Consider the following 13283-nt stretch of genomic DNA (forward strand, 5'->3'; position numbering starts at 1 on the left):
GCCACGGTCTCTAGGAAAGCCCCCCACTGGAGACCGCGATGGACTTCAAGGACTACTACGAGGTGCTCGGCGTCGCTCCCGACGTCGATGACAAGACCCTCAAGACCGCCTATCGCAAGCTGGCGCGCAAGTACCACCCCGATGTGAGCAAGGAGGCCGATGCCGAGGCCCGCTTCAAGGAGGTGGCCGAGGCCTATGACGTCTTGCGCGATCCGCACAAGCGCGCGGAATACGACCAGGTTCGCCTCTATCAGCAGCAGGGCGAGCGCTTCCAGGTGCCGCCGGATTGGCAACCGGGCTCGGGTGCCGACTACAGCGATCCCCATGCCGGCTTCGGCCAGGATTATTCGGACTTCTTCGAGTCCCTGTTCGGTGCCGCCGGACGCTCGCAGCAGGGTGGCTTCGCCCGCCGTGGCCGCGACGTCGAGCTGGAATTACCTCTGTTTCTCGAAGAGAGCCAAGCCGGCAGCACCAAGCCGCTGAGCTTTTCGTTGCCGCAGCGTGACGAGCTGGGCCGGCGCGTCGGCGAGACCACCAAGACCCTCAACGTCAAGATTCCCGCCGGCAGCACCGATGGCGAGCGTATCCGCTTGAAAGGGCAGGGCGAGCCGGGCATCGGTGGCGCGGAGCCGGGTGACCTCTACCTGGTCATCCGTCTGGTGCCCCATCCCCTGTTCGACGTGGACGGCCAGGATCTGGTGGTCAGCGTGCCGCTCGCCCCCTGGGAGGCGGCCTTGGGCGCCAAGGTGCAGGTGCCGACGCTGGATGGGCAGATCGTGCTCAGCATCCCGCCCGGCAGCCAGAACGGTGCACGGCTGCGGGTACGGGGCAAGGGTCTGGCCGGCAAGAACGGGCAGGGCGATCTGCATGCATTGCTCAAGGTGGTGATGCCGCCCAAAGGTGATGAAGCAACCCAGGCGCTGTGGCGCCAACTGGCCGAGCGGGCGGCCTTCGATCCCCGTCAAGACTGGAGGAATGTCTGATGAGCAGTCTGATCGTCCTGCAGGAATTCTGCGTGCTCTGCGAGGTGAGCGAGCCGGTGGTGGTGGAGATCGTCGAACATGGCATCCTGGCCCCCCAGCGCGGCAAGCGCCCGGCCGAGTGGCATTTCGACACCGGTGCCCTGCATCGCGCCCGCCGCGCCGTGCGTCTGCGCCACGAGCTGGACCTGGACTGGTCCGCGACCGCCCTGGCCCTGCACCTTTTGGATGAGGTAGAAGAGCTGCGCCGCGAGAACCAGCGCCTGCGTAGACGGCTGGAGCGCTTCGCAGGAGAGCTGCGAGACGTCTGACCGGCCTACGCAGATTGGGTTGAGACGGTTCCATCGTCGAAGCCCAACAGTGGGGGGGTGTCTGGTTGTTGGGCTTCGCTGCGCTCAACCCAACCTACGGAACTCTCGTCTGCACCGAAACGCCCCTCTCCCTCTGGGAGAGGATTGGGGTGAGGGAGCCGGATAGAGGGTTCCAACGTATGGTTTCTATCTAATCACGGGCATGCCGGGACGCCGTAGCGACCGCTCCTACAGGAGCATCGGCCTACGTAGGAGCAGCCCATGGCCATGATGTCCTTGTCGCACCAACACCTAAAGAAACTATCCCGCCGCGATCAAGCCCCTTCGCTGCATCGCCTGTTCCTGACTGAGCCGCTCGATCCGCACCGGCAGAGACTTCGACGCCGGGGTATGGCTGCGGGTGTCGTGGTTGGCCAGGGGCGCCAGGCTGTTGGTTTCGGGGTAGTAGGCCGCGCAGCAACCGGCCGGCACGTCGTAGGCGATCACCTTGAAGGGCCCGGCGCGGCGCGAGATGCCGTCCAGGGCATCACCGACAAAGTCGATGAAGTCACCCTCCTGCACCTCGTGGCGGCGCATGTCCTCCGGGCTGAGCATGGCCACCATGCGTTCGTCGATGTCGCGGTAGCGATCGCGATTGGAATAGATGGTGGTGTTGAACTGGTCGTGGCTGCGGATCGTCATCAGCTGCAGATGCTCGGCATCCGGCGGGCTGTCGTCCTCGTCCAGCACGTCGCCGGGAAAGAGGAAGTTGGCCTTGCCGTTGGGGGTGTCCCATTTCCGTTCACGGGCCGCATTGGGCAGGCGGAAGCCGCCAGGCTGTTCGATACGGGCGTTGTAGTCGGCGAATTGTTCGGGCAGCACCGCCTCGATCTTGTCGCGGATGAGCGCGTAATTGCCAACCAGGGCGTCCCAATCGATATGGGGATAGCGCTCGCCCAGGGTCGCCTTGGCGATGCCAGCGACAATGGCGATCTCCGACAGCAGTTCCGGCGAGGCCGGTTCCAGGCTGCCGGTTGAGCCGTGCACCATGGACATGGAGTCCTCCACGGTAATGGTCTGCACTCCGCTGGCCTGGACATCGCGTTCGGTGCGGCCCAGGCAGGGCAGCAGGAAGGTGCTGCGACCGTGCAGGGTATGGCTCCAGTTGAGCTTGGTGGCGATCTGCACCGTCAGGCGCAGGTTGGCGACATGGGGCGCTACCCGGTCGATGTCGGGAATGGCGCGGAAGAAGTTGCCGCCCAGGCCGATGAAGGCCTGGGGTTCGTCGCGCAGCAGGGCTTCGCAGCACTCCACCACGTCGTCGCCGCCCTCGCGTGGCGCCTGGAAGTCGAACGCCTGGTCCAGCCTCGCCAGAAAGGGTTCCTTGGGCTTCTGGTAGATGCCCACGGTGCGGTCGCCCTGGACGTTGGAGTGGCCGCGTATGGGACAGGGGCCGGCGCCAGGCTTGCCAACATTGCCGCGCAGCAGCAACAGATTGATGATCTGCTGCAGGACATCGCCGCCGCGGCGGTGCTGGGTCACGCCCATGCCCCAGCAGGCGATCACCCGGTCGGCCTTCATGTAGACCTTGGCCGCTTCCGTCATGGCCGCTCGGGTCAGACCGGAATAGCGCTCCAGGCGCTCCCAGCTCAGCCCTCGGCAGTGTTCGGCGAAGGCTTCCAGGCCGACGCAATGCTGTTCGATGAACGCCACGTCGAGGATGCGGGGGGCACCACTGCGGCGCGCCTCGTCGTCAGCCTCGATGACGACCTTGCACAGCCCCTGCATGGCCGCCATATCGCCGCCGATACGCACCTGATGGTACTGGGAGCTGATGGCCACGCCGCCGCCCGGCAAGGCCATGTCGCGCACCGCCTGGGGCGAGGCGAAGCGCACCAGGGCCTTTTCCCGCAAGGGATTGAAGGTGACGATGGGTACGCCGCGGTGCACGGCGTCGTGCAGCTCGCCCATCATCCGCGGACTGTTGGTGCCGGGATTCTGGCCGATGATGAAGATGGCATCGGCCTGGGCGAAGTCGTCCAGATCCAGGGTGCCCTTGCCCACGCCGATGCTTTCCGGCATGGCCGTGGTGGTGGTCTCGTGGCACATGTTGGAACAGTCAGGGAAGTTGTTCATGCCGTAGAGGCGGCCGAACAGCTGGTAGAGAAAAGCCGATTCGTTGGACGAGCGCCCCGAGGTGTAGAGCTCCAGCTTCCAGGGATCGTCGAGAGCGCGCAACTCGGCGCCGATCTCGGCGAAGGCGTCCGCCCAACTCACCGGGCGATAGGTATCGCTGGTGGCGTCGTAGCGCATGGGGTGGGTGAGGCGGCCCTGGTCTTCCAGGTCGTGGTCGGTCCAGGTGCGCAATTCGCTCAGGGTATGGGCGGCGAAGAATTCCGGGGTGGTGCGCTTGCGCGTGGCCTCCCAGGCCACCGCCTTGGCGCCGTTCTCGCAGTATTCGAAGGTGTGCGGCGTCTTGGGATCGGGCCAGGCGCAACTCGGGCAGTCGAAGCCGCCCGGCTTGTTCATGGTCAGCAGGGCCTTGTTGCCGCGCATCAGCACCTTTTGCCGGCTCAGGTGCTGGGTCACGGCATTTAGCGCGCCCCAGCCCCCGGCGGTGCCTTTTTCCTGGGTGCCGTGCAGGGGTTGCGCGGAAGATTGGACGGCGTGCTTGGTCATGTTCACCTCTGGAGCGGAGTCGGCCAGGCGCCGACAGGTACCTAGAGGGGAACCCGGAAAACGGGCGGGTGTTCCACCGCCTGGCTTACCGCGCCGACGAGCGCGAGGGACCGGCAAACCGCTTCGTTCCAGCGCTCCCGGGCGCGCCAAAGCGGTCGGCGACTGCTAGGCTGGACGCCTACTCAGCCACCAGGAAAGCCCACCATGGCCAGCCATGTCCTCGACCATCGCATCCTCGGCGAATTCCTGCAGGCGGTGGAAATCGGCCTCGATCCGGGCGAGACGGTGATCGCCGAGGCCGGCGCCATGACCTACATGGAGGCCGACATCGATTTCACCGCACGCATGGGCGACGGCTCCGCCGGCCTGCTCGGCAAGCTGTGGGGCGCCGGCAAGCGGATGCTCGGCGGCGAGTCGCTGTTCATGACCCATTTCACCAACGACGGCCGCGAAAAGCGCCACGTCGCCTTTGCCGCGCCCTATCCGGGGCAGGTGGTGCCCCTGGATCTCGCCGCCCTGGGCGGCACCCTGTTCTGCCAGCGCGATTCCTTTCTCTGCGCGGCCAAGGGTACCCGCATCGGCGTGGCCTTCACCCGCCGCCTGGGCGCCGGCTTCTTTGGCGGCGAAGGCTTCATCCTGCAGCGGCTGGAAGGCGATGGCATGGCCTTCGTGCATGCCGGGGGCACGGTGATCCGCAAGGAACTCAGGGGCGAAACGCTGCGCCTGGACACTGGCTGCCTGGTGGGTTTCACCAGTGGCATCGACTACAACATCAAGCTGGCCGGGGGGCTGCGCAGCATGCTGTTCGGCGGCGAGGGCCTGGTGCTGGCGACCCTGAGCGGCCACGGCACCGTGTGGATCCAGACGCTGCCCTTTTCGCGATTAGCCGGCCGGGTTCAGGCCGCGGCCGGCGGCGGTGTCGGCGAACGCCGCGCAGGTGGCGACTGATTCTCCCTGTCTCCTAGGCCCGTTGCAGGGCGCTCTGGGGCGCCATGCGCTCCAGCCAGTCGCGCCAGCGCACCCGGCTGTCGTGGACCAGCCAGCCGTCCTGGCGGGCGAAGCTTTCCGACAGCCAGAGGCCGCGGGTCGGCACCGGCAGGCGCTGGCCGACCGACAGGGTGTAGAGCTCGCCGGTGGGTTTGCCGTCGTCCAGGGCGACCAGATAGAGATCCGGTCGCTGGCGGGCCAGACGCGCGAGCAACTGGCCGTTCTCGATCTTCTCGTCGACGTGGAACAGACTCGGCGCCTTGCACTCTTTGGGCAGTTCCAGTAGCAGGTCATAGACCAGTTGCAGCGAGGCGGTGGGGGTGTGCACATAGGCGCGCGGACGCTCCAGCAGCGCCAGGCTGCCGCAGCGCACCGGCCGTGCCGCCCCCGAACGCGGGGTCAGGCGAAAGGCCACGTCCTCGCGATAGGGCAGGGCCGGGGCATAGGGCGTCGGCAGCCAGGTGTCGGCGAAGCGTCCGGCCAGCCAGCCGCGCGGCGTCTCGATCAGGCACTCCTCGGCCACTTCCTGCACGGCGGTGAGCAGTGGCAGGGCCAGTTCGTGGGTCGGGATGTAACCGGAGATCAGCTTGAGCACCACGTCGCCGCGATCGGGACGGCGCTGGCGCACCAGCAGCCAGTGGTCCTGGCCCTGCCAGTTCAGCGTGAGGCGCACCGAGACGCCCAGGTTGGCGAGCTTCGCACTGAAGTGCTGGGCATCCTCGATCTCGATGGGCTTGCGTCGCTCCAGCATCTCGCTGAAATTCAGCGGTTGGCCGAGGGCTTGGTAGGTGAGGCCGTCATGATTGGCCTCGACCGAAAGGGGCAGGGTCTTGAACGCCTTGGGATTGTGGCGGGCGATGAGCTGGGGCATGGCCGACTCCTGTTGTAGTGTGCCGCGGACGCGCCGTCCCAGGCGATCGGGCAGGGCGTCCAGTGGACGAAGGCAAGGGTTCAGCGAAACGCTCTGGATCAGGGCCGAGCGGTGATCACTTCGGCCAGGGTACGGACATTATGTGACAGGTGCAGGGGATCGATAGTGCCGACTATCGCACTGCTCACCCCGGGCTCGCCGAACACCCGGGCGAAGCTGGCCCGCACCGGATCCTGGCCGGCGCCGAGTACGGAGTGACCGCTGGCCAGGGCCTTCTTGATCAGGATGCCCTTGCCCTGGGCGGCGGCGGCCTGGATCACCGGGATCTCGGCGTCTTCGTTGAGGTTGAAGGTGACCATGGCGCAATCACCGCGCTCCAGGGCCTTGAGGCCGCCGGCGACGGTCTTGCCGGAAAAGCCGAAGGCGCGGATCAGGCCTTCGCGCTTGAGTTCGGCCAGGGTCTCGTAGCAGCCGCTGTCTTTGAGAATGCTCAGGTCGTTGCCGTCGGAGTGCACCAGCACCAGGTCCAGCCAGTCGGTTTCCAGACGCTTCAGGCTGCGTTCCACCGAGCGGCGGGTATGGGCCGGGCTGAAGTCGAAGCTGGACAGTCCGCCTTCGAATTCCTCACCGACCTTGCTGGCGATCACCCAGTGCTGGCGCTGGCCACGCAGCAGCGGACCCAGACGCTCTTCGCTGCGGCCATAGGCCGGGGCGGTATCCAGCAGGTTGATGCCCAGCTCGCGGGCCAGGCTGAGTAGGTCGGCGGCGGTGCGATCGTCGGGGATGGTGAAGCCATTGGGATACTTCACGCCCTGGTCGCGGCCGAACTTGACCGTGCCCAGGCCCAGGGGGGAAATCTCGAAGCCGGTGTTGCCCAGGGGGCGGTGCAGGCCGTGCAGGGTGCGCAGGCTCATGGCAGCAGCTCCTCCCAGAAGGGCGCGGCCACCGGCGGTTGCGGATGGACGGGCAGGGTGGGGTGCTGTCCCGGCCGGATACCGTCACGGTCGAGGTGGGCGAGTACCCGGTCGGCCAGATCTGGCGACAAGGCCAGCTTAGTCGGCCAGCCCACCAGCAGACGGCCTTCCTCGGCGAGGAAGGCGTTGTCCGGGCGTACTAGGCCGGATTGCGCTGGTTCGGCGCGGTCCACCCGGAGGGTCGCCCACTTGGCGCCGTCGAAGTCGATCCAGGGCAGCAGGCGCTGCAGTTCTTCCCGCGCCGTGGCGATCTGCGCCGCTGGCTCACGGGCCACGCCCTCGGCCTCGGCCAGGTCGCCGCCCAGGTACCACAGCCACTGGCCGTCGGCGGTGGGGTGGCTGGTGATGGTCACCCGCGGCTTGGGGCCGCCACCCAGACAGTGCGCATAGAGGGGTTTGAGCATGGGGCCCTTGACCACCACCATGTGCAGCGGGCGGCGCTGCATGGCCGGTTGTTCCAGATGGAGCGCCTGGAGCAGATCGGCCATGCCGGCGCCGGCGGTGAGCACGATGCGGCGGGCGCGGATGGCCTGGCCGTCCACCACCAGACCGGTCAGCTCGCCGTCCTCGCGCAGGGGCTGGAGGTCATGCCCGGCCAAGAGGCTGTCGCCGGCCAGTTCGGCCAGGCGTGCGACCAGGCTGGGTACGTCCAGCACCAGCTCGGCCAGGCGATAGACCTTGCCCTTGAAGGCGCGGTCACGCAGGGCCGGGGGCAGTTCGTCGCCCTTGACCGCATCCACCCGGCCGCGCACCGCCTTGCTGGCGAAGAAGCTGGTGAGGTTGCCGGCCAGGCTGCCGGGTGACCAGAGGTAATGGGCTTCGGAGAGCAGCCGCACGCCGGAAAGATCCAGCTCGCCGCTGCCGGCCAGGCTCTCGCGCCAGCGTCGCGGCATGTCGGCGATGGCCTCGGAGGCGCCGGTGAGCATGCCGGTCAGGGCATATTTGGTGCCGCCGTGGATGATGCCCTGGGACTTGCCGCTCTGGCCGCCGCCCAGGGCGCCGGTCTCCACCAGCACGGTGGCGTAGCCGGCGCGCCGCAGACGGGCGTTGAGCCAGAGGCCGGCGACACCGCCGCCGACGATGAGGATATCGGTGGACCAGGGTTGGGACATGAACGGCCTACTGGGTAATCGGCAAAGGAGTGATTTTACACGCTCCTCGCCGCCGCTGGTCTCAATGCCCGGTGCTGCCGGAAAACAGTTGGATCACCACCACCCCGGCGACGATCAGCCCCATGCCCAGCATGGCCGGCAGGTCCAGCTTCTGGTCGTAGAGCACAGCCGCGGCGATGCTGACCAGCACGATGCCCAGGCCGGCCCAGATGGCGTAGGCGATGCCCACGGGAATGCTGCGCACCACCAGGGTCAGCATCCAGAAGGCCAGGCCGTAGCCGGTGATGACCAGAAACAGCGGCAGCGGCTTGCTGAAGCCATTGATGGCCTTCATGGAGGTGGTGGCGACGACTTCGGCGGCGATGGCGATCGCCAGGTAGATGTATCCGCTCATGGTGATTCCTCCTGTCGAATGCGCCCATTCTTCGCTTAGTCTGCGATAGGTAAAAGTTGATACCTATCCGTTGGGGAGATGGGTCGTGCAATGGAATCTGGAGCAATTGGAGATATTCGTCGGCATTGCCGAGGGCGCGAGCTTCTCGGCCATGGCGCGCCGTCTGGGACGGGCGCAGTCGGCGGTGAGCACCGCCATCGCTCTGCTGGAGACCGATCTGGGCGTCGCGCTGTTCGAGCGCAGCAATGGCCGTACGCCGGTCATCACCGCGGCCGGTCTGGCCTTGCTGGAGGAGGCGAGGGAGGTCCTGCGTCAATGCCAGCGGCTGGACAGCCGTGCCCAGGCCCTCTGCGCCGGTCAGGAGCCTTTGTTGCGCCTGGCGCTGGACGAAGCCATGCCCTACCAGCCGGTGCTCGATGCGCTGGACGCCCTGGCGGCGGCCTTCCCACACCTGGAAGTCCAGCTCACCAGCGGCGCCCAGGGCGATGTGGCGCGCAAGCTGCTCACCGACCAGGCCGACCTCGGCCTGCTGTTTCGCCATGAGCACATGCCCCAGGCCCTGGAGCGCCAGGCCCTGGGTGATGTCGCCCAGGTCACCGCCTGCGGCGCCCAGCATCCCTTGGCCAGCCAGCGTGGGGTAGGGCGGCGCGAACTGGCCCGCCACCGTCAGCTGCTGATCGCGCCGCTGGAGAATCCCTATCCCGGTGGCGAGCAAATCGCGCCCCAGGTCTGGCGCGCCGACAGCTTCTATCTGCTCGCCGAATTGCTGATGCGCGGCCTGGGCTGGGGCTGGTTGCCGCGGCACGTGGCGCGCTATCCCTCCTACCAGGGCTTGCTCGCCGAACTGGCCTGCGACTGGGTGCCGCCGGCCTTGGTGGTGGAGCTGGCCTGGCGCCGCAACGCCGCACCGGGGCCGGCCGCGCGCTGGCTGGCGCAGCGGCTGGCGGAGGAGCTGCGAGCGATTGGTTGAAATCGATGTGTTGGGCTTCGCTGCGCTCAGCGCCAACCTACGGGCGCTCCGCGTAGGTTGGGTTGAGCGCAGCGAAGCCCAACAAGACGGACCTTCAGCGCTCGCCCACGACCCATGCCAACGAAAGTCCCATTCTGGCCAGATCCGTGGGGCAGCTTGACCAGCGCCAGGTCGCCAGGACTGCAATACTCGACTCATCCCTTCCCCGCTCGTGACGATCGCCATGACCACACCTCCCGCCCTCGGCCAGCGCTATGTCTTCGTCGTCCTGGCGCTGATCTTTCTCGCCCTGCTGGTCTCGGCCGGGGTGAGGTCCACCCCTGGTGTACTGCTGCTGCCGTTGCAGGAGACCTTTGGCTGGAGCCGCGAAAGCGTGTCCTTCGCCGCCGCCGTGGGCATCTTCCTCTACGGCCTGGTCGGGCCCTTCGCCGCCGCCCTGATGCAGACCTTCGGCATCCGCCGTACCCTGCTCGGCGGCCTGACCCTGATCAGCCTGGCCACCGCCCTGAGCACCCTGATGCGCGAACCCTGGCACCTGGTGGCCACCTGGGGCGTGCTCAGCGGCCTGGGCACGGGCTGCGTGGCCATGGTGCTGGGCGCCGCCATCGTCAATCGCTGGTTCGTCGCCCGGAGGGGGCTGATGATGGGCCTACTGGCCGCCAGCACCGCCACCGGCAACCTGGTGTTCCTGCCGCTGCTGGCCCATCTCGCCAGTCAGGAAGGCTGGCAGACCGTGGTGTTGACCGTGGCCGTGGCCAGCGCTGCCCTAATCCCGCTGGTGGCCTGGCTGCTGCCCGAGCGGCCGGCGGATGTTGGCCTGCGACCCCATGGCGCCCCGGCGGACTATCAGGCGCCGGTCGCCACCGCACCGGGCAATCTGTTTCGCGTGACCCTCGGCACCCTGGCCATGGCCAGTCGGCGCCGCGATTTCTGGCTGCTGTTCCTGACCTTCTTCGTCTGCGGCTTCACCACCAATGGCCTGATCGGCACCCACTTCATCGCCATGGGCCACGACCACGGGCTGTCCCAGGTGCAGGCCGCCGGCATCCTCGCGCTGATGGGCATCTTCGACCTGGTGGGCACCACCGCCTCCGGCTGGCTGACCGACAGATACGATCCGCGCCGGCTGCTGTTCGTCTACTACAGCCTGCGCGGGCTTTCGCTGATCTACCTGCCGTTCTCCGGCTTCGCCCCCGAGCAACTGCTGCTGTTCGGCATCTTCTACGGCCTGGACTGGATCGCCACGGTGCCGCCCACGGTCAAGCTGACCAACCAGAGCTTTGGCGAAAAAAGCGCGCCGGTGGTGTTCGGCTGGGTGTTCTGCGGCCACATGCTCGGCGCCGCCTGTGCGGCCTTTCTCGCCGGGGCCTTGCGCGAGCACTTCGGTTCCTACCAGGAGGCCCTGGTATTGGCTGGGCTGACCGGCATCGTCGCGGCGGTGATGGCGCTGGGGATCGGGCGACCGAGCGCCGCGGGAGCCGGGCGCTCGGCCGTGCCCGAGGCGGGCTAGGCGGGCTTGAGGTCCAGCGGCACGGCGGTCGGCGTGCGCTGCAGCATCGAGGCCGGGATCGCCAGGATCAGCAGGCCGCTGACGAACAGGCAGGCGCCGAGCACATAGGTGCCATTGTTGATGTCGCCGGTGAGGGTTTCCATGGTCGCGGTGATCATCGAGCCGGTGAAGCCGGAGAGGTTGCCGATGGCGTTGATCATGCCAATACCCGCCGCTGCGGCGACGCCGGAAAGCAGGGTGCCGGGCAGCGACCAGAAGATCGGCATCAGCGCCAGCAGCCCCGAGGCGGCCACGGTGAGGAAGAAGATCGACAGCACGATGTTGTGGATGAACCAGGCGCTCAGCACCAGCCCCAGGGCGCCGACGAAGGCCGGTACCGCCGCATGCATGCGCTGCTCGCCGGTGCGCGCCGAATGACGGGCGTTGAGCAGCATGACCACCAGGGCGACGCTGTAGGGGATGGCGGTGAGCAGGCCGATCTGCAGGCTGCCGCTGACCCCGGCGTTCTTGATGATCGAGGGCATCCAGAAGGCCAGGCCATAGAAGCCGGTGTTGAAGGTCAGCAGGATGAACACCAGCAGCCAGACCCGCGGGTTGAAGAACACCTCGCTCAGCCGTGAAGCCTTGCCGGCGTTCTGCTGCTCCAGGTTGCGCTTGAGCAGGGCCTTTTCCCGGGCGTCCAGCCAGGGCGCCTTGTCGATGTTGTCGCTCAGGCAGCAGAACACCACCACCGCCATGATGATCGAAGGCACCCCTTCCACCAGCAGCATCCACTGCCAGCCGGCCAGGCCGTGCCAGTTGTGCAGGCTGCTCATCAGCCAGCCGGAAAGCACGCCGCCAAAGCTCAGGCTGAAGGGCAGGGCGACCAGGAAACCGGACATCACCCGACTCTGCCGGCGGGTCGGAAACCAGTAGTTGAGATAGAGGATCACCCCGGGAAAGAAGCCCGCCTCGCAGACGCCCAGCAGGAAGCGCAGCACATAGAAGAGGGTGCTCGACTGCAGACTGAAGAATTGCGCCAGCGGCTGGGTGAAGGCCACCGCCATGGACACGATGGCCCAGGTCAGCATGATGCGGGCGATCCAGAAGCGCGCGCCGTAGCGATGCAGCAGCAGGTTGCTGGGGACCTCGAAGAGGAAATAGCCCCAGAAGAACATGCTGGCGCCAAGGGCATAGATGGTGTTGCTGAAGCCCAGGTCATCGAGCATGTCCAGCTTGGCGAAGCCGACGTTGACTCGGTCCAGGTAGGCGGCGATGTAGCACAGCAGCAGGATCGGCAGGATACGCAGCACCACTTTTCGGTAGGTGCGTTCTTCGAAGGCGTCGCCAGCGGCGCCCTGGGGAGCGGTGGTCTCGAACATGGGAATGACCTTCGGGGCCTTGGGGCCCGTTGTTGTTATTGAAGAGGTCGGAGGCGGCCGGGGATGCGGGGTGGCCGTCTGGATCGCCTGGCCACTCTAGGAGCGGGAGCGATTCTTTCCCAATGGCATTTGCGGATCATTCGATAACGGCGCGTTATCGAGCTGTCTAGGCTGCGGACTCCTCGCGACCGGCATGGCTCAGCAGGATGGTGGCGAATTCCCGGGCGGCCTCGCCGAGGGCTTCGCCCTTGCGGGTGAGGATGCCGTAGTCCTGCGCCGGCAGGTGCAGCGGCAGCTCCAGCGCACTGAGCGCGCCGCTGGCGAGATAGGGCTCGACCATGGCCTCCGGCAGCATGCCGATCATGGGGCCGGCGCGCAGCACCTGGAGAAAGGTCTGCATGGAGATGGTGTCGATGGTGTTGCTCGGCACCGGCAGGCCGGCGGCGGCAAAGGCTCGCTCCATGCGCCCGCGGATGGGCGTGCCCTTGGGATAGAGGATCCAGGGCCAGGCCAGCACCTGGTCGAGGCCCACGGGCCCGCTGCCCACCAGCGGGTGATCGGCGTTGACCACGAAGCGGAAGGGCTCCGGCGCCAAGGGCTGGAAGTCGAAGCGCTGGGCCTGGGCTTCGTCGGTGAAGCGCGCCACCGCCAGGTGCAGCAGCTTGTCGTCGAGCATCTCCATCAGGTGATCGCTGGTCTGCTCCACCACCTCGATGGCCAGCAGCGGCCAGCGCTGCTTGATCGCGACGATGGCCTGGGGCAGCGCCACCGCCGTGGCGGCGAAGATGCCGCCGACCTTGAGCTGGCCGTGGCCGCCGCGTCTCAGGCTGTCGATCTGCTCGGCGAAGTCGCGGGCATCGTTGAGCGCCACCCGGGCATAGCGCAGCACGTGCTCGCCCAGCGCCGTGGGCGGCATGCTGCGCGGCTGGCGCTCGAACAGGGCGAAGCCCAGCAGGTGCTCGAGCTCCTTGAGCATCTTGCTGATGGCCGGCTGGCTGAGGTTCATCTGCTGCGCCGCCAGGTGCATGTTGCGGGTGCGCCCCAGGGTGTCGATCAGCAGCAGGTGGCGAAACTTGAGCCAGTGGCTGATCTGGCTGAACGACGGCTCGGACACGTATGCCTCCCAGGCGATAAGTGCAGGTTATCGAATGATGA

12 protein-coding genes are annotated in these 13283 nt (G+C 67.1%); 5 read left to right on the forward strand and 7 right to left on the reverse strand.

Annotated features, from left to right (window positions below; all coding sequences use genetic code 11):
- Positions 1-38: 38 nt before the first annotated feature.
- Positions 39-983, forward strand: coding sequence for a curved DNA-binding protein (gene cbpA, locus NRG74_RS22010; RefSeq protein WP_257705347.1), 945 nt, complete (start codon positions 39-41; stop codon positions 981-983).
- Positions 983-1291: a chaperone modulator CbpM gene (locus NRG74_RS22015; protein ID WP_017640778.1), complete on the forward strand. Its 309-nt coding sequence runs from the start codon at positions 983-985 to the stop codon at positions 1289-1291. Before cbpA ends, NRG74_RS22015 begins: the two co-directional genes overlap by 1 nt.
- Before the next feature lie 300 nt (positions 1292-1591).
- Here NRG74_RS22015 and NRG74_RS22020 read toward each other — a convergent pair whose 3' ends face one another.
- Complete coding sequence (locus NRG74_RS22020; protein WP_257705348.1) at positions 1592-3949, reverse strand: FdhF/YdeP family oxidoreductase; 2358 nt, start codon at positions 3947-3949, stop codon at positions 1592-1594.
- 204 nt (positions 3950-4153) lie between these two features.
- Here NRG74_RS22020 and NRG74_RS22025 point away from each other — a divergent pair, with 204 nt between their 5' ends.
- Positions 4154-4897: a TIGR00266 family protein gene (locus tag NRG74_RS22025; RefSeq protein ID WP_257705349.1), complete on the forward strand. Its 744-nt coding sequence runs from the start codon at positions 4154-4156 to the stop codon at positions 4895-4897.
- A gap of 13 nt (positions 4898-4910) precedes the next feature.
- Here NRG74_RS22025 and NRG74_RS22030 read toward each other — a convergent pair whose 3' ends face one another.
- From NRG74_RS22030 to NRG74_RS22045, 4 genes are all read right to left on the reverse strand, one after another.
- Complete coding sequence (locus tag NRG74_RS22030; RefSeq protein WP_064307881.1) at positions 4911-5807, reverse strand: hypothetical protein; 897 nt, start codon at positions 5805-5807, stop codon at positions 4911-4913.
- A gap of 98 nt (positions 5808-5905) precedes the next feature.
- Positions 5906-6721, reverse strand: a complete 816-nt coding sequence (locus NRG74_RS22035) for an aldo/keto reductase (protein ID WP_257705351.1) — start codon at positions 6719-6721, stop codon at positions 5906-5908.
- Positions 6718-7893 carry an FAD-dependent oxidoreductase gene (locus tag NRG74_RS22040; protein ID WP_257705352.1) on the reverse strand — a complete coding sequence of 392 codons (1176 nt, stop codon included), beginning with the start codon at positions 7891-7893 and terminating at the stop codon, positions 6718-6720. Before NRG74_RS22040 ends, NRG74_RS22035 begins: the two co-directional genes overlap by 4 nt.
- A gap of 61 nt (positions 7894-7954) precedes the next feature.
- A complete protein-coding gene (locus tag NRG74_RS22045) occupies positions 7955-8287 on the reverse strand; it encodes a DMT family transporter (protein WP_257705353.1) in 333 nt (110 codons plus the stop codon).
- Between the two features lie 85 nt (positions 8288-8372).
- Between NRG74_RS22045 and NRG74_RS22050 the strand changes: the two genes are divergently transcribed.
- Together NRG74_RS22050 and NRG74_RS22055 are read left to right on the forward strand one after the other, a co-directional pair.
- Positions 8373-9257: a LysR family transcriptional regulator gene (locus tag NRG74_RS22050; protein ID WP_257705354.1), complete on the forward strand. Its 885-nt coding sequence runs from the start codon at positions 8373-8375 to the stop codon at positions 9255-9257.
- A gap of 223 nt (positions 9258-9480) precedes the next feature.
- The gene (locus NRG74_RS22055; RefSeq protein ID WP_257705355.1) at positions 9481-10767 is read left to right on the forward strand and encodes an MFS transporter; all 1287 of its coding nucleotides are present in this window, start codon (positions 9481-9483) and stop codon (positions 10765-10767) included.
- On the opposite strand, the gene NRG74_RS22060 is transcribed toward NRG74_RS22055, so the two are convergent.
- Positions 10764-12128 (reverse strand): MFS transporter, encoded by a 1365-nt coding sequence (locus NRG74_RS22060; protein WP_257705356.1) that lies wholly within the window; start codon positions 12126-12128, stop codon positions 10764-10766. The two genes, NRG74_RS22055 and NRG74_RS22060, sit on opposite strands and share 4 nt — an antisense overlap.
- A gap of 166 nt (positions 12129-12294) precedes the next feature.
- Positions 12295-13242, reverse strand: a complete 948-nt coding sequence (locus tag NRG74_RS22065) for a LysR family transcriptional regulator (RefSeq protein ID WP_257705359.1) — start codon at positions 13240-13242, stop codon at positions 12295-12297.
- Positions 13243-13283: the final 41 nt, after the last annotated feature.

Source organism: Pseudomonas oryzihabitans, from assembly GCF_024652905.1.
In the GTDB taxonomy this organism is placed as follows: Bacteria; Pseudomonadota; Gammaproteobacteria; order Pseudomonadales; family Pseudomonadaceae; genus Chryseomonas; species Chryseomonas benzopyrenica.